The organism is Kitasatospora sp. NPDC059327, from assembly GCF_042752535.1.
GTDB lineage: Bacteria > Actinomycetota > Actinomycetes > Streptomycetales > Streptomycetaceae > Kitasatospora.
This window is the reverse complement of the sequence record NZ_JBHYYB010000016.1, coordinates 103932-122453: the sequence shown is the minus strand read 5'-3', so window position 1 is coordinate 122453 and position 18522 is coordinate 103932. Positions and strand designations below refer to the sequence as shown.

At 74.8% G+C, this 18522-nt stretch carries 16 protein-coding genes; 5 read left to right on the top strand and 11 right to left on the bottom strand.

Annotation, left to right across the window (positions count from 1 at the left end; genetic code table 11):
• Positions 1–93: 93 nt before the first annotated feature.
• The 10 genes from ACFXHB_RS13110 to ACFXHB_RS13065 form a co-directional block, all read right to left on the bottom strand.
• A complete protein-coding gene (locus ACFXHB_RS13110) occupies positions 94–1890 on the bottom strand; it encodes an LCP family protein (protein ID WP_380574116.1) in 1797 nt (598 codons plus the stop codon).
• Positions 1891–2069: 179 nt separating this feature from the next.
• Positions 2070–2918, bottom strand: coding sequence for an HAD family hydrolase (locus tag ACFXHB_RS13105; protein ID WP_380574115.1), 849 nt, complete (start codon positions 2916–2918; stop codon positions 2070–2072).
• A 57-nt stretch (positions 2919–2975) separates the two neighbouring features.
• Positions 2976–4250 (bottom strand): serine--tRNA ligase, encoded by a 1275-nt coding sequence (serS, locus tag ACFXHB_RS13100; protein ID WP_380574114.1) that lies wholly within the window; start codon positions 4248–4250, stop codon positions 2976–2978.
• Positions 4251–4837: 587 nt separating this feature from the next.
• Entirely contained in the window at positions 4838–5773 is a 936-nt protein-coding gene (gene pheA, locus ACFXHB_RS13095; protein ID WP_380574113.1) for a prephenate dehydratase, read from the bottom strand.
• Between the two features lie 200 nt (positions 5774–5973).
• Entirely contained in the window at positions 5974–7293 is a 1320-nt protein-coding gene (gene efeB / locus ACFXHB_RS13090; protein WP_380574112.1) for an iron uptake transporter deferrochelatase/peroxidase subunit, read from the bottom strand.
• Between the two features lie 5 nt (positions 7294–7298).
• Positions 7299–9365: a FixH family protein gene (locus tag ACFXHB_RS13085; RefSeq protein ID WP_380574111.1), complete on the bottom strand. Its 2067-nt coding sequence runs from the start codon at positions 9363–9365 to the stop codon at positions 7299–7301.
• Between the two features lie 13 nt (positions 9366–9378).
• Positions 9379–9888, bottom strand: coding sequence for a copper chaperone PCu(A)C (locus ACFXHB_RS13080; RefSeq protein ID WP_380574110.1), 510 nt, complete (start codon positions 9886–9888; stop codon positions 9379–9381).
• Positions 9885–10556 carry an SCO family protein gene (locus ACFXHB_RS13075; protein ID WP_380574108.1) on the bottom strand — a complete coding sequence of 224 codons (672 nt, stop codon included), beginning with the start codon at positions 10554–10556 and terminating at the stop codon, positions 9885–9887. Before ACFXHB_RS13075 ends, ACFXHB_RS13080 begins: the two co-directional genes overlap by 4 nt.
• A gap of 87 nt (positions 10557–10643) precedes the next feature.
• Complete coding sequence (locus tag ACFXHB_RS13070; RefSeq protein WP_380574107.1) at positions 10644–11411, bottom strand: YcnI family protein; 768 nt, start codon at positions 11409–11411, stop codon at positions 10644–10646.
• A 190-nt stretch (positions 11412–11601) separates the two neighbouring features.
• Complete coding sequence (locus ACFXHB_RS13065) at positions 11602–12444, bottom strand: hypothetical protein (protein WP_380574106.1); 843 nt, start codon at positions 12442–12444, stop codon at positions 11602–11604.
• A gap of 228 nt (positions 12445–12672) precedes the next feature.
• On the opposite strand from ACFXHB_RS13065, the gene ACFXHB_RS13060 reads away from it, so the two are divergent.
• Entirely contained in the window at positions 12673–13317 is a 645-nt protein-coding gene (locus ACFXHB_RS13060; protein ID WP_380574105.1) for an ATP-binding protein, read from the top strand.
• A 66-nt stretch (positions 13318–13383) separates the two neighbouring features.
• Here ACFXHB_RS13060 and ACFXHB_RS13055 read toward each other — a convergent pair whose 3' ends face one another.
• Entirely contained in the window at positions 13384–14379 is a 996-nt protein-coding gene (locus ACFXHB_RS13055; protein WP_380574104.1) for an LAETG motif-containing sortase-dependent surface protein, read from the bottom strand.
• 153 nt (positions 14380–14532) lie between these two features.
• Here ACFXHB_RS13055 and ACFXHB_RS13050 point away from each other — a divergent pair, with 153 nt between their 5' ends.
• The 4 genes from ACFXHB_RS13050 (at position 14533) to ACFXHB_RS13035 (ending at position 18360) form a co-directional block, all read left to right on the top strand.
• Positions 14533–15441 (top strand): LysR substrate-binding domain-containing protein, encoded by a 909-nt coding sequence (locus ACFXHB_RS13050; protein WP_380574141.1) that lies wholly within the window; start codon positions 14533–14535, stop codon positions 15439–15441.
• Between the two features lie 59 nt (positions 15442–15500).
• Complete coding sequence (gene alc, locus ACFXHB_RS13045) at positions 15501–16589, top strand: allantoicase (RefSeq protein ID WP_380574103.1); 1089 nt, start codon at positions 15501–15503, stop codon at positions 16587–16589.
• Positions 16590–16800: 211 nt separating this feature from the next.
• Complete coding sequence (locus ACFXHB_RS13040; protein WP_380574101.1) at positions 16801–17031, top strand: hypothetical protein; 231 nt, start codon at positions 16801–16803, stop codon at positions 17029–17031.
• Between the two features lie 24 nt (positions 17032–17055).
• The gene (locus tag ACFXHB_RS13035; protein WP_380574100.1) at positions 17056–18360 is read left to right on the top strand and encodes an amidase; all 1305 of its coding nucleotides are present in this window, start codon (positions 17056–17058) and stop codon (positions 18358–18360) included.
• Positions 18361–18522: the final 162 nt, after the last annotated feature.

The window sequence follows — 18522 nt, the reverse complement described above, 5'->3', positions numbered from 1 at the left end:
GCCCCGGTGGCCGGGGGCCGGCGGCGGTAGGGGCGGCGACCAGGGCGTGTTTGCAAAGTCGCGTCGGACCTGGCGGGACTTTGCAAACACGCCCTAGCCGTAGGAGACGTTGTCGCAGATGTCGTCGTCGGCCGAGCGGGCCTCCTTGACCACCTCGGTGGGCAGCGGGGCCGGCACGTTGGGGGCGGTGGTGGTCGCGGTGGCGTTGGCCGCGGCGTAGTCCTTGCCGAGGACGAGGCTGATGCCGGCGGCCGAGGTGGGCGTCAGGACGGCCCCCGGGAACAGCGCCGCGACCTTCTCCGCGTTGGCCTTCTGGCCGGTGCCGTACTCCACCGTGGTGGTCGCCTTGGCGGTGTTCTTGGCGGTGCTGACGCCGGTGACGGTGACCTTGGCGGTCTTGAGCGTCTCGGCGGCCTTGGCGGCCAGCCCGGCGGCGGTGGTGCCGTTGTAGACCGCGACCTTCACCGGCCCGTCCACGGCGGCCGGCGAGGGCGCGGCCGGGGTGGTGGTCTCGGGGGCGGCGGTCGGAGACTGCGGGGCGTCCTCCTGCTTGCCCGTGGCGTCCTCGCCGTCGATGGTGCGGTCGGCCAGCAGGGTCTTCCAGAGGTTGTCGACGGCCGGGTGCACCAGGTCGATCCGGGGGCCGTTGTAGCGCCACGGCGTGGTGAGGAACTTGACGTCGTGCAGGTCGATGTTCTTCATCGACAGCGCGAAGTCCATCAGCTTCTTGGCCGAGTCCAGCCCGGGGTCGACCGTCATCGACTTGGTGGCGGCGTCGGCCAGCGGCAGCAGCGTGGTCGGGCTCAGGCCCTCGCCCTTCACCTTGGCCATCAGCGAGGCCAGGAAGGCCTGCTGGCGCTTCATCCGGCCGACGTCGGACTCGTCGCCGATGCCGTGCCGCAGCCGGACGTAGTCCAGCGCCTTCTGGCCGGCGAGCTTCTGCTTCCCCTTGGGCAGGACGATCTTGCCCTTCTTGCCCAGGTTGGGGTTGAGGTGGCCCTCGTAGATGTCGTTCGGCAGGCAGACGTCGACGCCGCCGACCGCCTCGGTCATCGCCGCGAAGCCCTCGAAGTTCACTTCGATGGTGTGGTCCACCCGGATGCCGGTGAGCTTCTCCACCGTGTTCTGGGTGCAGGCCGGGTTGCCGCTCTCGCTGTTGCCCACCGAGAACGCCGAGTTGAACATCTGCCCGGGCGACTCCTTGGTCCACTTCCCGTTCGGCAGCTTGCACGCCGGGATGGTCACCAGGGCGTCGCGCGGGATCGAGATGCCCACCGCGTGCTTGTGGTCCGCGTAGACGTGCAACAGGATCGTGGTGTCCGAGCGGGCACCGCCCTCGTTGCCGCCGCCGAGGTCGCTGTTGCCGCCGGCCCGCGAGTCCGAGCCGATCAGCAGGATGTTGACCGGCTTGTTGCCGTTGGCGTCGGCGACCGCCTCCGGGGGGCGGTCGGTGGAGATCGCGTCCGGGTCGAAGGACTTGATGTTGCCGTTCAGCTTGTAGTAGATCGCGCCGCCGGTGCCCGCCAGCACCACCAGGGCGCCGGCCACCGACCAGGCCACGATCTTCTTCACGTTCCGCTTGGGCTTGCGGCTGTTGCGGGCGGCCGCCCGGCCGCCGGTCGCGGTGCCGTCGGTCTTCCCGTCGTCGGAGCCCTTGCCGCGGCCGCTCTTGCCCTGCGCGGCCCGCCGGGCCTCCGCCCGGCCGCCCGGCCGGGGCGCGGGGACCCGCCCGGCGGCGTCGGCCGGCTGTTCGGTGCCGACCCCGCCGCGCGAGCCGCTGCCGGCCCGAGGGGTCCCGCCGGAGCGTGCGGTGCCGGCGCCGCGCGGGGCGTTCGCGGCGCGCCGCCGCCCTTCCGCCCCCGACGTGCTCTCGTCCCTCTGGCCTGACATGCGCGTACCTCTCAGCGGCGTAAGCAGCAATCCTGTACGTGTCCGGCGGGTACGGCCCGGGTCGGCCGGGACAACCGCACAGGAGCACCGCACCGGGAGACGCGGAGCTTCAGCGGAGCATACAAACTCTTTCTGTGACGGTCAGCATCCGGGTGCCGTCGGAAGCCCCGCCCCGGGGTTCACCGCTGTGGGTAGAGCCGCTCCAGGACGACGGCGACACCGTCCTCGTCGTTGCCCACGGTGATCTCGTCGGCCACCGCGAGCAGTTCCGCGTGCGCGTTGGCCATCGCGACGCCGTGCGCGGCCCAGCCGAACATCGGCACGTCATTGGGCATGTCGCCGAAGGCGACGGTGTCGGCGGCGCGCAGGCCCAGCCGGCGGGCGGCGACCGCCAGGCCGGTGGCCTTGGAGAGGCCCAGCGGCAGCAGCTCGACGATGCCGGCGCCCGCCATGACGACGCCGACCAGGTCGCCCGCGACCCGTCGGGCGGTCTCGGCGAGGGCGTCGTCGGTCAGACCGCGGTGCTGGATGTACAGCTTGCTGAGCGGGGAGGCGAACAGCTCGCCCTTGTCGACCCGGACCACCGGCAGGTCGGAGCCGATCAGCAGTTCGTAGCCGGGGCCGGCCAGGACGTCGCCGTCCAGGCCGTCCTGGTTGGCGGCGACGGCCAGCGGGCCGGTCTCCGCCTCGATCTTGGCGACGGCCAGCGCGGCCAGCCGGCGGTCCAGGGTGAGCGAGGTGAGCAGCTTGTGCGCGCCCGCGTCGTAGACCTGGGCGCCCTGGCCGCAGACCGCTATGCCCCGGTAGCCGATCTCGTCGAAGACCGGCCGGGCCCAGGCGGCCGAGCGGCCGGTGACGATGATGTGCACCGCTCCGGCGCCGGTGGCCGTGGCCAGCGCGGCGCGGGTGCGCGCGGAGACGGTCTCCTCGCTGGTCAGCAGGGTGCCGTCGAGGTCGGTGGCGACCAGCCGGAAGGGCAGGTCGCCACCGGCGCCGGGGGAGACGGGGCTGGGGCTGGTGGTGCTCATGGGCCTTGCGTCTCCCGGGAGTTGCTTTCGGGCGGTGGTGCGGTGGCTCGGTGGGCGTTACTTCACCGGGGGCAGGACGGAACGCCCGCCGAGGAACGGCCGCAGCGCCTCCGGGACCACCACCGAGCCGTCGGCCTGCTGGTGGTTCTCCAGGATCGCCACGATGGTGCGCGGGACGGCGACCAGGGTGCCGTTCAGCGTGGCCAGCGGGCGGACCTTGCCCTCCTCGCGCATCCGGATGGAGAGCCGGCGGGACTGGTACTCGGTGGTGTTGGAGGTCGAGGTGACCTCGCGGTACTTGCCCTGGGTCGGGATCCACGCCTCGATGTCGAACTTGCGCGCGGCCGAGGAGCCGAGGTCGCCCGAGGCGACGTCGATGACCCGGTACGGCAGCTCCAGGGCGTTCAGGAAGTCCTTCTCCCACTGGAGCAGGCGGCGGTGCTCGTGCTCGGCGTCCTCGGGCGTGGTGAAGACGAACATCTCCACCTTCTCGAACTGGTGGACGCGGATGATGCCGCGGGTGTCCTTGCCGTAGGTGCCGGCCTCGCGGCGGAAGCAGGACGAGTAGCCGGCGTAGCGCAGCGGCAGCTTGTCCGCGTCGATGATCTCGTCCATGTGGTACGCCGCGAGCGGGACCTCGCTGGTGCCGACGAGGTAGCGCTCCTCCTCTTCGAGGAAGTAGACGTTCTCGGCGGCCTGGCCGAGGAAGCCGGTGCCGTCCATGGCGGCCGGGCGGACCAGCGCCGGGGTGATCATCGGGGTGAAGCCGGCCGCGGTGGCCTGGGTGATCGCCATGTTGACCAGGGCGAGCTCCAGCAGCGCGCCGACACCGGTCAGGTAGTAGGAGCGAGCGCCGGCGACCTTGGCGCCGCGCTCGGTGTCGATCGCGCCGAGGATCTGCCCCAGCTCGACGTGGTCACGGGGCTCGAAGCCCTCGGCGGCGAAGTCGCGCGGAGTGCCGATCTCCTCCAGCGTGACGAAGTCCTCCTCGCCGCCGACCGGTGCGGCCGGGTCGATGAGGTTCGCCAGCGAGCGGAGCAGGCGCTCGGCCTCCTCCTTGGCCACGCCCTGTTCGGCGTCGGCGGCCTTGACCTCCTCGGCGAGCGCCTTGGTGCGCTGCAGCAGGGCGGTCTTCTCCTCGCCCTGGGCCTTGGCGACCTGCTTGCCGAGCGTCTTCTGCTCGTTTCGGAGCTCGTCGAAGCGACTGCCCGAGGACCGCCGCCGTTCGTCGGCGGAGAGGAGGGCGTCGACCAGGTCGACGTCCTCGCCACGGACGCGCTGCGAGGCGCGCACTCGGTCAGGGTCCTCACGGAGCAGGCGAAGGTCAATCACGGGCCCAAGCCTACCGGGCGGGCGCCCGTCCACCGGTAGGGGTTTTGCCCTGGGGATAACTCGCCCGAGCCTGTGGATAACTCCTGTGGGCAATCGCCCGGGGGCCAGTTATCCACAGGGGGAGCCGGTGGGCTGTGGATGAACGGGGTCCGGGTGAGGATGGCGCGCGCGACCAAGGAATTGAGGTTTCAAACCTCATTCGACCTTCCCGGGTGAGGGAATTGATGCACTCGGACGGGTGATTTGCTGGCACACGGGTGACTCTGGTCCGATTAGTCATCTCTACGCCGCTTGCCGATGTTCCGACCGAAACGGGCAGTGGCTATACCGGTTTGTCGACTCGTCCCCAGGTCTGTGGATAACTTTCGGCTGTGGACAGCCGCCGGGCCTGTGGACAGCCGGTTCCGCCGGCCGGGTGCCTGTGGACGACGGGTGCGGTCACCCGCCCCCGCTTTCGGGCACTGTCGAAAACAGTCAAGAAAGAACAGGAAAACGAAAGCCGGCGATCAAATGTCCCGGACCCCCAGGTCACCCGGATGCCGCAACCCGCCCGCCCCGCCCCGCCGCCGGGCCCCGGTCGCCCGGTCTCAGATGTCGCCGCGCCCGTCGAGGCAGCGGGAGAGCCAGTCGGCCGCCTCGGTGAAGTCGGCGTCGGAGGTGCCCGGCCGCTGGTGCTTGGAGCCCTGCCGGTCGGCGCGCGGATAGGAGCCGAGGAAGCGCACCTGCGGACAGATCCGCTTGAGGCCCATCAGCGCCTCGCTCACCCGGCGGTCGGCGAGGTGGCCCTCGCAGTCGATCAGGAAGCAGTAGCTGCCGAGCCCCTCGCCGGTCGGCCGGGACTCGATCCGCATCAGGTTGACCCCGCGCACCGCGAACTCCTGGAGCAGCTCCAGCAGCGCGCCCGGGTGGTCGTCCGGCAGCCAGACCACCATCGAGGTCTTGTCCGCGCCGGTCGGTGAGGAGACCCGCCCGGGCCGGCCCACCAGGATGAAGCGGGTGGTCGCGTTCTGCGCGTCGGCGATGTCCTTGACCAGCGGGTCCAGCCCGTAGATCGGCGCCGCGAACTCGCCCGCGAACGCGCCGTCGAAGCGCTCCTCGGCGACCAGCCGGGCGCCGTCGGCGTTGGAGGCCGAGGACTCCCAGCGGGCGTCCGGCAGGTTGGCGGCCAGCCAGCGGCGGACCTGCGGCTGGGCCACCGGGTGACTGGTGACGGTCTTGATGTCGGCCAGCCCGGTCCCGGGCCGCACCAGCAGCGCGAAGGAGATCGGCAGCAGCACCTCGCGGTAGATCATCAGCGGGGTGCCGGCGGCCAGTTCGTCGTTGGTCGCGGTGACGGCGCCCTCGACGGAGTTCTCGATCGGCACGAACGCGCCCGAGGCCTCGCCGCCGCGCACCGCGTCCAGCACCAGCGGCACCGAGGCGAGCGGCACCAGTTCCCGGGTCGCCGCCTCCGGCAGGGTGCGCAGGGCCGCCTCGGTGAAGGTGCCCGCCGGGCCGAGGTAGGTGTAGCGGGTGGCCGACATGCCGCCTCCATACGAAAGGGTTACCGAGCAGATCACCTTAGCCACTTCACCGGGTTCCCACGGCGGCGTTCCGGTCCGTGGGAACCCGGGGCGGGACGGCTGAGACGCCGACGGCGGTCCGGCTGCCGCGACCGGGGCGGGACGGCTGAGACGCCGACGGCGGTCCGGCTGCCGCGACCGGGGCGGGCGGCCCCGACCGGTCACTCCAGCAGCGTCTGCCCCACGTAGCCGCCCTCCGGCGCGCCGGGCGGCACCGCGTACAGGCCGCTGGCCTCGTGCCGCAGGAAGCGGGAGAGACCGTCGCCCCGGGCGAGCTTGCGCTGCACCGGGGTGAAGCCGCGGCCCGGGTCGGCCTGGAACGCGAGGAAGAGCAGCCCGGCGTCCGGCGAGCCGTCGGCCAGCAGGCCGTCGTAGTACGAGAAGCCCCGCCGCAGCATCGCCGCCCCGCCGTTGGCGGCCGGCGCGGCCACCCGGACGTGCGCGTCGGCGGGAATCGCCAGCGTGCCGTCCGGCCCCGCCGCGGTCAGGTCGACCGGGGTGGTCTCGCCGCCGGAGGCGGGCGCGGAGAGCGGCGCGCCGTCCGCCTTGCGGCGCCCGATCACCCGCTCCTGGCGGTCCACCGGAAGCGCCTCCCAGCTGTCCAGCAGCATCCGGATCCGCCGGAACACCAGGTACGAGCCGCCGGTCAGCCAGCCGCTCCGGTCGTCGCCGGCGGCGCAGAACACCTTGGCGGCGAAGCCGTCCTCGCCGGGCTTCGGGTTGTTGGTGCCGTCGATCTGGCCCATCAGATTGCGCCCGGTCATCGGGTGCGCGGTGGCGCCGGGCGTCCGCGCGAAGCCCGCCGCCTGCCAGCGCAGCGCCGCCGTGCCGGCCGCCCGGCGCTGGAGCACCCGCAGGGCGTGGACGGCGACCAGCGCGTCGTCCGCGCCGATCTGGACGAACAGGTCGCCGTCGCCACGGGCGGGGTCCAGCGCGTCCGCCGGGAAGGCGGGCAGCGGTTCCAGCGCCGCCGGGCGGTGGTCGGCCAGCCCGGCCTTGTCGAACAGGGTGGCGCCGAAGCCGAAGGTGACGGTCAGCGAACAGGGGCCCGCGTCCAGCGCCACCTGGTTCTCGAAGGCGTCGGCCGGCTCGCCGGCGGCCAGCAGCGCGACCGTCCGGGACCAGCCGCGCAGCAGCGTCCGCAGCCCGTCCCGGCCGACGCCGGCGGCCAGGTCGAAGGCGGCCAGCTGGACCCGGGCCTGCTGCGGGTCGAGGATGCCGGCCTGGTGCTCGCCGTGGAACGGCACCCGGCCGGCGCCGAGGGCGCCGTTCGGGCCGCCGGCGGGACCGGCCGCGGGCGCCCGGTCCAGCACGGCCGCCCCGGCCGCGCCGGCGCTCGCGCCGACCACCAGGCCGGCCCCGGCCGTGCCCAGCAGGGTCCGGCGGGTGACACCGGCGCGCGGCGCCCGCTCCGCGCCGCTGCCGGTGGTCGCGGTGGCCGCCGGGTCGGTGGCCCGGCCCGGGCCCGTGGCGTCGTCCATCGCCCTCACCCGATCTTCAGGGGCTTGATCTCGGTGGTCTGGTCGATCTCCGAGGAGCGGATCTGCACCGACACCACCCAGTTCCCGGCCAGCGGGAGCTGCGCGGTGCCGCTCCAGCGCCCCGGGCCCTCGGCGGTCAGCGGCACCGGCAGCGGGCCGAGGTCGCGGTCCGGCAGGGTGAAGGCGAGCTCCAGCTCGGGGACGTCGACCGGCCGGCCGTCCACCCCGTCCAGGCTCAGGTGCACCTCGTTGGGGCCGGTCCGGGCCGGGTTGAGGGTGACGGTCGCGGTGCCCTTGGCGTTCGGGGTGCGGCCCTTGGTGTCGTACGGGAGCTTGAGCTCCAGCGTCTGGCCGGGCACCGTCTGCGGGGCCGGCACGCCCGGCGCGGGCACCGTGGCGCCGTTCGCCGTCCCGGAGGCCGCGATCTCGCTCGCCACCCGGCCGGGCGGCGCGTTGGTGAGCATCGTGGTGACCACCAGCACGGCCACCGCCACCACCGCCTCGACCAGCACCGAGCGGCGCAGTCCGGCCCGGGTGGGGGTGAGTCCGCGGTCGCGGCCGGCAGTCGCCCGGGCCGCCTGCTGGCGGGCCAGCTGGGCCTGCCGGAGCGGGTCGTCGGAGTGGGCCGCGACGGCGACCGGCTCCGGTGCCTCGACCGGCGCGACCGTCCCGGCCTCCGCCGGGGCGGCCCGCAGCCGGGCCAGCCAGGCGCGGGAGATCCAGGCCACGCCGAGCATCGCGATCACACAGCCGGTCTTCACCAGCAGCAGCCGCCCGTACTCGGTGCCGGTCAGCGCGCCCCAGCTGCCGAGGCCGCGCCAGGACTGGTAGATCCCGGTGGCGGTGAGCACCGCCACCGAGCCGAAGGCGATCCGGGAGAACCGGTCGGCGACGTCCGCGCCGATCCCGTGCCGCAGGCCGACCAGCATCGCGGCCAGGCCGCCGAGCCAGAGCGCCATCGCGATCAGGTGCAGCATGCCGAGCGGCAGCGCCAGCCAGACCTGGATGCCGACCGAGGCGTGGTCGGCGCCGACCCAGGTCGCCGAGAGGGCGACGGCCAGCACCAGCCCGGCCACGCCCAGGCCCAGCCGGGCCTCGTGCTGCGGGCGCTCGGCGGCACGCCGCTCCAGCTGCCGCAGCTCGGCCTCCTCCGCGTCCTCGGCCGTCCGCACCCCGTCCGTCGCCGTGCGGTCGGCGGCCCCCGTGTCCCCCGCGTCCCCGGCGGCCCCCGCGTCCCCGGCCTCGGCCGGGCGCGGCGCCGGCTGACCCAGCTGTCCGACCAGCAACGACAGGAACACGCCGCTCGCCGCGAGCAGCAGCAGCCGGGCCGCCAGCGCGGTGCCGATCCGCTCGTCCAGGGTGGCGCGCACCAGCGACAGGTCGAGGGCCTGACCGAGGCCCGAGCCCCGCTCGTACGGGCCGCGCAGCATCAGCACCGCGACGGTGGAGACCAGCAGTGCCACCCACCCGGTCATCAGCAGCCGCTGCACCGCGCGCTGCGCCGCCCCGGCCGGCCAGCAGGCCAGCACGAACGCGGCCGCGCCGATGAGCAGCGCGAACGCGCCGTAGGCGACGGTCCGGCCGGTGCCGTACAGCGCGGCGACCACGCCGTCCGCCTTGGCGCCGTTCAGCGCGGTGGTCGAGACGGAGGTGTCCGAGGGCGCGCCGATGGAGAAGGTGAACGCCCCGCCGATCGGGTGCGAGTCCTCCGAGACCGCGCGCCAGGCCACCGTGTAGGTGCCGTTGGCCAGACCGCTGGTCAGCCCGACCCGGGCGGTGTTGTCCTTGCCGTCCGCGTGCGCGGGGCCGCCGGTGTCGACCGTCTTGCCGGCCGGGTCGAGGACCCGGACCGAGTCGTTGGAGAGCGACACCGCCTCGCTGAAGGTCAGCGTGACGGCCTGCGGCGCGGTCGCGACGACCGAGCTCTGCGCGGGGTCGGTGGACTGCAGGGTGGCGTGCGCGGCGGCCGGTCCGGCGCCGGCGAGCATCAGCGCGAGGACCGCGCCGAGCAGGCCCAGCAGCCCGACGAGCCGGCGGCGGGTGGTGGGGTTCGGCAACGCGGCCGTCAGCATCTCCTGGATCCCTTTACTGCTGGCCGGGGCGGTAGGTGAGTTCCTTGACCGGCACCTTGACCGAGACGGTGCCGGTCCGGGCGAAGGTGAGGTCGAGTTCGAGTTCGTCACCGAGGGCGGGGGCCTTCTGCCATCCCATGATCATGAGGTGGTTGCCGCCGCGCGAGAGCTGCAACGCGCCGTGCGCGGGGACGTCCAGGCGCTCGACCTGCTCCATGGTCGACGCGGTGGAGCGGTGCATGGTGACCGACCGGGCGGCCGGGCTGGTGACCTTGACCAGCTGGTCCTCACCGCCGTCGTTGCGCACGGTCAGGTAGCCGGCCGCCATCCCGCCCGCCGGTGGCAGCGGGATGTACGAGTCGGCGACGCTCAGCAGGGCCGGCCGGTCGGCTGCCACGTCCCCGCCGTCCCCGCCGCCCGCGCCGCAGGCGACCAGGATGGCGCCGGAGCCCAGTGCCGTCGCCAGCACCGCCCCCGCCAGGGCGGTCCGCCGGAAGCCGCGGGCACCGCCGATGCCCTTCATGCCGCGACCCCCCGGGCGAGCAGCGGGAGGTCGTGCTCGTACGTCTTCTCCTCCGTGCCGCTGAGGTACAGGACGTGCGCCTTGTCGTCCGAGGGCAGGAACGCCAGCACCTGCGCGCCGTGGGTGGAGGTGACCGTCCCGTCCGCGTTGACCACCGGGTCCTCGATCAGGATGCCCAGCGACTTCGCGGCGGCCTTCACCTTGGCCAGGTCCCCGGTGAGGCCTATGAAGTCCTTGCCCATCGAGTCCAGCCAGGTGCGTAGCACCTGCGGGGTGTCGCGTTGCGGGTCGGTGGAGACGAACACGACGTCGACCTTCTGCCGCTCCTCGGGGGAGAGCTTGGTCATCGCCACGCCGATGTCGCCCATCGTGGTGGGGCAGACGTCCGGGCAGCTGGTGTAGCCGAAGAACAGCAGGGTGCTCCGGCCGGTGGTCTTCTGCCGCAGGTCGTACGGCTGGCCGGAGGTGTCGGTCAGCTGGAGGTCGGGCTTGTCGAAGTTCTTGCCGAGCACGGTGCCCTCGTAGGGCGAGTCGGCCTTCTGCCGGGTGACCTTGGCGGGGCCGGTGCCGCCACCGCCGTCGGAGCCGCAGGCGGTCAGGGTGAGGGCCGCGGCGAGCGCGACGGCGGCGGCGCCGGCCAGGCGGGCGGTGCGGGGGGTGCGGGGCATGGGGGATCCGATCGTGCGCGGTGGATCACCGGCGGGGCCGCACCCGGACCCGGGTGCGGTTCGGGTGCGGCCCCGCCGGTGCGGGGGTCAGGAGGCGGAGCCGCCGTTCTTGCGGCGCAGGCCGAGGACGCCGAACGCGGCGCCGACCAGGCCGACGACGATGCCGACCACGGCGAGCACGCGGGCGGTGGAGTCGCTGCTCTTGGTGGAGGAGCCGGCGGCGGCCTGGTTCGTGGCGTCGCCGTGGCCGTGGCCGTCGGCGGCGGCCGACGGGGAGGCGGTGGCGGTGACGCCGTGGTCGTCACCGGCGGCGGCCTTGCTGAGGGCCAGCACGGGGGCGGGCTTGGCCGGCTCGGGCTGGCCGTCCTTGGCCTCGTCGATCCAGCGGACGACGTCGCCGTTGTCGTAGCTCTGCAGCGCCTTGAAGATCAGCTTGTCGGTGTCGGTCGGCAGCGGGCCGAGCGAGACCCGGAACTCCTGGAACTGCCCGGGGGCGATCTTGGTGCCCGCGTCGGCGGTCCAGGTGATCTTGGAGACGGCCTCGTTGACGTCGTTGCCGTGCACCTTGAGCGGCTTGTCGAGCTTGGACTTCTCGACGGTCGCGGTCCACCCCGGCATCGGCAGGGTGCGGACGGAGGCCAGCGGGTGGTTCAGCGGGAGGTTGACCTCCAGCTTCACCGTCGAGGCGGTGTCGTTCTCGTTCGGCACCCGGAAGTCGACGGCGGTGTAGCCGCCCTGCGGGGCGCTGCCCGGGTTCACGGTCACGTGCGCGAAGGCCGGGCCGGCCAGCAGCACCACCGACGCGGCGGCGGTGAGGGCGACGGCGGCGGTACGACGGGCGGGAAGGGAACGCATGATGCGGGTCTCCGTTCGGAGGCTCGGCGGCAGGCCCGCTCCCGGACACGGTGATCCGTGCCTCGGTGGGGCCGCGCGGTGGGGGGGGACGAGCGGGGGCCGCGCCGCGGGGCGCGGCGGGTACGGCTCGGCTGTCGCGCACGCCCGGAGCCCGGAACGGCGGCCTTGCCGGCACGCCGTCGGGGGCGGGTCAGTACGCGAGGGCCCCGAACGGAGGGCCGCGCCGCACCACGCTGTGCCGCAGAGCGGCGCGGGCCGGCGGCCGGCTGTCCCCGGCCCGGGCACCGGACCGGCGGGCGGGCCCGCCGGTCGTGCCGAGCAGACCGCGCAGCAGCGCCGCGGCCAGCGCGAACGCCGTCCGCAGCGGCGTGGCCCAGTGCTCCCGGGCCGCGGTGGCGGTGATCCTGACCAGCCGCCAGAGCGCGGCCTCGCCGCGCCGCAGCCACCAGCCGGCCACCAGGGCGGCGGCCAGGTGACCCGCGAGCATCGACGGCGTCATGCCGAGCAGACCGCCCTGCCACCAGGGCGCGACGGCGAACGCCCGCGGGTCCAGACCCGCGTTGGCGACCAGTTGTTCGGCGGACGGGCCGCCGGCCAGGCCGGCCAGCGTGCCGGGATGGGCCTCGTTGCAGATCAGCCGGCCGGCCACCTGGGGCAGGGTCAGCGGGGCGGAGCCGCCGCCGTGGTGCATACCGGCCATCGCGCCGGTCGCCGCGGTGGCGTGACCGCCGAAGGTATGGAACAGGCAGTGCAGTCCGAGCTGGCCCGCCCCGAGCGCGCCGGCGATGGCCCCGAGCGAGCGCTCCCGGCCACCGAAGGCCACCGCGAGCACCAGGACGGCCGCGAAGCCGGTCGCGAGCGCGGGCGGTGCCACGTTCCCGCCGCCGGCCAGGGCGTGCCCGGCGGCCGCGATCAGCGTGCAGACCAGGGCGAACGGGACGGCCCGCGCAAGCCGCAGGTCCCAGGCGGCGGCCCCCACCGGCGCGTCCGGTGCGGGGGCGCCCGGGTGCGGGGCGGCGGCGAGGGCAGTCATGGCCGGGCCATCATCTCATCGCCCACCGCGCCGTCGTTGGCAGGGTGGGAAATCCCTACGAATGCCCCGTTCGGCCCGGCGTGCGGCCCCCGGTGTGCGCCGCTCGGCACAGACCACCGCGCCAGTCCATCCGCCGAACGGGCGGTAGCGGACCTCCTGAACGGTTCACCGCATGATCACGAGGAGATACCTAGTTGTATGTGGAGCCGCAGCCAGGAGGGACCTCCCGTGGACATCTGGTGGACTCTGCACCTCAAGCGCGACCCGGCGAGCGTGCCGTTGGCCCGGCGCATCCTGCTCGGTGCCATGGCAACGGCGGGCGTCGACCCGCAGATCGCCGACGACCTCGGGGTCGCCCTCAGCGAGGCCTGCGCCAACGCCGTCGAGCACGGCGCCGGCGGCCGGTCGGACGACAGCTTCCAGGTCACCGCGTCGATCAACGGGGACCTGCTGCGGATCGAGGTGACGGACTCCGGCCCCGGCCTCGCCGCGCCGGCCGCCGCCGGCCCCGTGCCGTTCCCGCCGCGCCGTCCGGCCGCTCCGCCGGCCCGCCCGGCCCCGCACCGCCGCGCCCGGCGCGGCCGCGCCAGCGTGCCCCGCCCGGTCCTCACCGCCCACCGCCCCCGCCGCGAGGACCGCCCCTACGACACCCACGTCCTGCCCCCGTGCCGCCCCGGGGCCGCCGCGCCCACGCTGCGCCCGGTCGACCTCGACACCCTCCCCGACCTCACCGCCGAATCCGGCCGGGGCCTCTTCCTGATCCACGCCCTGACCGACCACGTCCAGCTCCGCAACCACCCCCTGCGCGGAGCCATCGTCAGCTTCGACAAGATCCTCAAGTGGCAGGACGGCGCGCTGCTGCGGGCCTGCTGACCGGGGAGACGCGAGGAGGGGTACGGGCGCGCCGCCCGTACCCCTCCTCCGTCACCGCTGCCGGTGTCAGCCGTGCGAGCCGGCCTTGCGGCGGCGCAGCGCGATCAGGGTGCCGGCGCCCGCGGCGAGCACGGCGGCGCCGCCGAGGGCGATCGGGAGGGTGTTCGAGCTGGACCCGGTCTCGGCCAGGTGCGGGCCGGCCGCGGGGGAGGCGGAGGCCTTGGCGGAGCCGGTGGCCGCGGGGGTGGTCGCGGCGGCCGCGGTGTCGGCGACCTTGAACAGGTCGTCGACCCGGTGGCTGCCGCTGAACTGGACGCAGCTGTCGGCGGGGGCGCCCGGGACGTTCTTGCCCTCGAAGGTCTCGGAGGCGACCGCCAGCTGGGCGAAGTAGCGGGCGGTGACCGCCTTGCCGGTGGCCGCGAGCCGCACCTGGAGGGTCAGCTTCGCGCCCTTGGCGATCTTCTGGGTGCCCAGGTCGATCATCAGGTGGGAGTCGTCGGCCTTCACGCTGCCCGACTCCGGGTTCTTCCAGTCGCCACCGGGCAGCTTCACCTGGACGGTGAAGGCGTCCTTGCCCCAGGTGACCGGGTTGACGACGGGCTCCACCTCGCTGATGTCGGTGAGGAAGAAGGAGGTCTCGGCCTTCTGCAGGTCGACGCCGCTGGTGTTCTCGAAGGTGGCCGTCAGCTCCTGGGCGGCGCCGCCCTTGACCAGCGTGGTGTTGGCCAGGCCGCTGCCCGTGGTCTTCAGCTCGATCGTGCGGTGGCTGGTGCACGCTCCCCCGGCCGGGGTGGGCAGGGGAGGCGTGGGCAGGTTGGTCGGCCGGGTGGTGGCCGGGGCGGACGGGGTGCCCGACGGGGAGGTGCCGGCCGACGGGGTGCCGCTCGCCGGCGGCGTGCTCGGGGACGCGGCCGGGCTGGTCGGCGGCGCCGACGGGGTGCTGGACGCGGTCGGGCTCGGCGAGACGCCGACCGCACCGGCGGTGGCCGCGCAGACCGTCGCGCCGAGCGACAGCGCGAGCAGAGTGGAGGCGGCCAGAAGGCGTGAGGAACGCACGGTCATTGCTCCAGCTTTGGGTGAAATATGTCCGAATGGGGGCGACTTGTGGCCTGGCGTGATCGCCGGCGGGGTCGCGCCGCCGCACCCTATCGAGGGGTGGGCACAGCGTTCCGGCCGGGGTGGCCGAAAGGGAACTACGCTGGCGCGATGGGTGCGGTGGGCGAGTGGGATCTGCGGCGGTTGCGGGTGCTGCGGGCGGTCGGCGAGTGCGGCACGGTGACGTCGGCGGCCGAACGGCTCAGCCTCTCGCCGTCGGCGGTCTCGCAGCAGGTGTCGGCGCTGGCCCGGCAGTTGGGCGCGCCGATGCTGGAGCCGTACGGGCGGCGGGTCCGGCTGACCAGCGCGGCACGGTTGGTGCTGCGTCACGCGGAGCTGGTGTTCGGGCAGTTGGAGCGGGCCGAGGCGGAGCTCGCGGGGTATCTGCACGGCGAGGCGGGCGAGGTGCGGGTGGGCGCCTTCGCCACCGCGATCGGTGGGTTGCTCGTCCCGGCGATCGCCCGGCTGCGCGTGGAGGCACCGCGGCTGACGGTCCGGGTGGTGGAGGCGGAGGCGGCCGGGGCGTACGGGCTGCTGGCGGCGGGGGACGTCGATCTGGCGCTCTCGCTCGCGGTGCGGCCGGCCGGCGGCGATCCCCGGTTCGTCGAGTCCGTGCTGCTCAGCGACCCGCTGGACGTGGCGCTGCCGCCCGGGCACCCGCGGGCCGACGCGGCGGGTCTGCGGCTCGCGGACCTCGCGGACGAGCCGTGGATCTACGGCGCGGCCGGCCCCTGGCGGGAGATCACCCTGACCGCGTGCGCGGACGCCGGGTTCGTGCCCGAGCGGGCGCACACCGCGGCGGACTGGTCGGCGATCCTGGCGATGGTCGCGGCCGGCCTCGGGGTGGCGCTGGTGCCCCGGCTGGCCTCGGCGGGGCGCGGTGGCGGGGCGGTGGTCCGGGCGCTGCCCGCGGACCTGCCGACCCGCCGGGTGGTCGCCGCGGTCCGCGCGGGGACGGAGGGGACCCCGCCGCTGCGCCGGGTGCTCGCGGCGCTGGCCGACACGGCCCGGGATGTTCAGTCCAACTGAACGTTTTGGTCAGATCTTTGTGATGGACCTGTTCGGTTCCGCGGAGCCATGGTGGACGCATGGCCACCGACAGCACACCCAGGACCCTGCCCGACGCCGACGCGCTGCCCTACGCGGGCGGCAACCCGTACGCCGACTACCGCTCCGGCACCTTCGACTTCACCACGCTGACCGACCTGGCCGACCGCCGGCTCGGCGGCGCCGTGATCGCCGCCAACGACGAGCTGTTCGCCGAGCGGGAGAACCTGCTGCTGCCCGAGCCCGCCGAGTTCCGCCCGCACACCTTCGGCAACAAGGGCCAGATCATGGACGGTTGGGAGACCCGCCGGCGCCGGGGCGCCGCCGACGACCGCCCGCACCCGACCGCGCGGGACCACGACTGGGCGCTGATCCGCCTGGGCGTCCCGGGAGTCGTCCAGGGCGTGATCGTCGACACCGCGCACTTCCGGGGCAACTACCCGCGGCAGATCAGCCTGGAGGGCGCCGAACTCCCCGGCACCCCGGGCCCGGAGGAACTGCTCGCCGACTCCACCGTCTGGCACCCGCTGGTGCCCCGCTCCCCGGTGCGCGGCCACGCCGCCAACGGCTTCGCGGTCGAGGGCGGGCGCCGCTTCACCCACCTGCGGCTCAGCCAGTACCCCGACGGCGGCATCGCCCGGCTGCGGGTGCACGGCGAGGCCCGGCCGGACACCGCCTGGCTGGCCGCCCTCGGTACCTTCGACCTGGCCGCGATCGAGCACGGCGGCGCGGTCGAGGACGCCTCGGACCGCTTCTTCTCGCCCCCGTCCAACCTGGCCCTGCCCGGCAAGTCCCGCGCGATGGGCGACGGTTGGGAGAACCGCCGGCGCCGGGACGACGGCCACGACTGGGTCCTGCTGCGCCTCGCCGGGCGGGGCGCGATCCGCGCGGTGGAGATCGACACCGGCTACTACGTCGGCAACGCGGCCGGCTGGGCCGCGCTCTACGGCCGGGACGAGCGGGCGGCCGACCCGCAGGAGTGGTTCGAGCTGGTGCCCCGCACCCGGCTCCAGCCCGACGCCGTCCACCGCCTGGTGCTCGACGGCCCCCGCCCGGCCACCCACGTCCGGCTCGACGTCTTCCCGGACGGCGGCATCGCCCGGCTGCGGCTGCACGGCAGCCTGGTCTGATCCCCGGCCCGGACGTGCCGTCGACGGCGATCGGCGGCGCGTCCGGCGGGTGGGTGCGTCGGACGGGGCCCTGGTGCGTGCGTCCGGTGGGTGCGTCGGACGGGGGCCCCGGTGGGGCGTCCGGTCAGACGTCCGGTGCGGCGTCCGTCAGACGTCCGGTGGCGGTCCCGCCCCGGTTGCCGGTGCCCGACGGCCGCCGGACGATGGAGGAATGATGCACCAGATGCGCGCCGAGTACGGTGACGGCGGTCCGTCCGCCGGGGTGAGGCTCTGGCACATGGTCCGCGGCTCCGAGGCCGTCGCCATGTGCGGCCGGGAGCTGGACGCGGGTGCGCGGCTGCGGGATCCGGTGGACTGGGGCAAGACGCCCGAACTCTGCTGCCACACCTGCGGCGCGTACTACCTGCGCGAGACGCCGTACCTGGCGACCGAGCACCCGTAGCCCGGACGTCCTAGCCTGGTCGGCATGGACGAATCCCTGGTCCGCCCACGGTCGTTGGCCGACGAGGTCGCGCGGCTGCGGTCCGGGCACCCCGGTCCGGTCGCCCACGCCGACCTGCTCTGCGGCCGGATCGAGCGGCTGGACCCGCTGATCCACGCCTTCGTGCCCGAGCCCGGGCGGCCGGAACGGCTGCGGGCCGAGGCCCGTGCGCTGGTCGCCCGGTACCCCGATCCGGCCGCCGCGCCGCCGCTGTACGGGGTCGCCGTCGGGATCAAGGACATCGTCCACGTCGACGGCCTGCCCACGCACGCCGGCTCGGCGCTGCCGCCCGGTGTGCTGGCCGGGCCGCAGGCCGTCGTGGTGGACCGGCTGCGGGCCGCGGGCGCGCTGGTGGCGGGCAAGACGGTCACCGCCGAGTTCGCCGGCAGCGCCCCCGGGCCGACCCGGAACCCCCACCACCCCTGGCACACCCCGGGCGGCTCCAGCAGCGGCTCGGCGGCGGCGGTCGCGGCCGGGCTGGTGTCCCTGGCGATCGGCACCCAGACCGTCGGCTCGGTGATCCGGCCCGCCGCCTACTGCGGGGTGGTGGGCCTGCGGCCGACGTACGGGCGGATCCCGATGGACGGGGTGATCCCGAACGCGCCGAGCTTCGACGCCCTCGGTCTGTTCACCGCCGACCTGGCCGGTGCGGCGCTCGCCGCCCCGCTGCTCTGCGACGACTGGCGGCCGACCGGGGACGTCGCGCCGCCCGTGCTCGGAGTACCCGTCGGGCCGTACCCGGAGCGTGCCGGACCGCTGGCGCGGGAGGCCTTCCAGGAGCAGCTCGACCGGCTGCGCGCCGCCGGACTGACGGTCCGCCCGGTCGACCTGCTGCCCGACTTCGAGCAGGTGGTCCGGCAGCTGCGGACGGTCAACCGGTTCGAATTCGCCCGCAGCCACGCCGACTGGTTCGCCCGTTTCGGCGGCCTCTACCGGCCCGAGACGGCGGCGGGCATCCGGCACGGCCAGGGGGTGGACCCCAGCGACCGCGAGGCCGCGCTGAGCGCCCGTGCGCAGTTCCGCGCGCGGATCGCCGAGCAGGCCGGCCGGGCCGGGGTGGACCTCTGGCTGGCACCCTCGGCGACCGGACCGGCCCCGCTCGGCCTGGACAGCACCGGAGACGCCGTGATGTCCCTGCCCTGGAGCTACGCCGGACTGCCCGCCCTCAGTCTGCCGGCCGGCCGGGCGCCCGACGGGCTGCCGCTGGGCCTCCAGGTGGTCGGCGCGGCCGGTGCGGACGAACTGCTGCTCGCCCAGGCCGCCGTGCTGGAGCGGGCCCTGGCCGGCTAGCGCCGGTTCCGGCGGTGCCGCCGCCGCGACCGCCACCGGCACCGCCACTGCCGGTGCCGCACGCCGCCGGGGCGGTCGGGCCCGGTGGGCCGGAGGGTGCCCCCTATACGCTGGCAGGACGCGGGAGCGCCGGGCGGCCCGCGGCCCTGGGCCGCCCGGCAC

What these genes read in the sequence shown, in the direction of transcription:
- ACFXHB_RS13085 (WP_380574111.1), bottom strand. Translation starts at nt 9,365, where the DNA reads ATGCTGACGGCCGCGTTGCCGAACCCCACCACCCGCCGCCGGCTCGTC.
- alc (WP_380574103.1), top strand. Translation starts at nt 15,501, where the DNA reads ATGGCCACCGACAGCACACCCAGGACCCTGCCCGACGCCGACGCGCTG.
- ACFXHB_RS13065 (WP_380574106.1), bottom strand. Translation starts at nt 12,444, where the DNA reads ATGACTGCCCTCGCCGCCGCCCCGCACCCGGGCGCCCCCGCACCGGAC.
- pheA (WP_380574113.1), bottom strand. Translation starts at nt 5,773, where the DNA reads ATGTCGGCCACCCGCTACACCTACCTCGGCCCGGCGGGCACCTTCACC.
- ACFXHB_RS13035 (WP_380574100.1), top strand. Translation starts at nt 17,056, where the DNA reads ATGGACGAATCCCTGGTCCGCCCACGGTCGTTGGCCGACGAGGTCGCG.
- ACFXHB_RS13040 (WP_380574101.1), top strand. Translation starts at nt 16,801, where the DNA reads ATGATGCACCAGATGCGCGCCGAGTACGGTGACGGCGGTCCGTCCGCC.
- ACFXHB_RS13080 (WP_380574110.1), bottom strand. Translation starts at nt 9,888, where the DNA reads ATGAAGGGCATCGGCGGTGCCCGCGGCTTCCGGCGGACCGCCCTGGCG.
- efeB (WP_380574112.1), bottom strand. Translation starts at nt 7,293, where the DNA reads ATGGACGACGCCACGGGCCCGGGCCGGGCCACCGACCCGGCGGCCACC.
- ACFXHB_RS13105 (WP_380574115.1), bottom strand. Translation starts at nt 2,918, where the DNA reads ATGAGCACCACCAGCCCCAGCCCCGTCTCCCCCGGCGCCGGTGGCGAC.
- ACFXHB_RS13110 (WP_380574116.1), bottom strand. Translation starts at nt 1,890, where the DNA reads ATGTCAGGCCAGAGGGACGAGAGCACGTCGGGGGCGGAAGGGCGGCGG.
- ACFXHB_RS13055 (WP_380574104.1), bottom strand. Translation starts at nt 14,379, where the DNA reads ATGACCGTGCGTTCCTCACGCCTTCTGGCCGCCTCCACTCTGCTCGCG.
- ACFXHB_RS13075 (WP_380574108.1), bottom strand. Translation starts at nt 10,556, where the DNA reads ATGCCCCGCACCCCCCGCACCGCCCGCCTGGCCGGCGCCGCCGCCGTC.
- ACFXHB_RS13070 (WP_380574107.1), bottom strand. Translation starts at nt 11,411, where the DNA reads ATGCGTTCCCTTCCCGCCCGTCGTACCGCCGCCGTCGCCCTCACCGCC.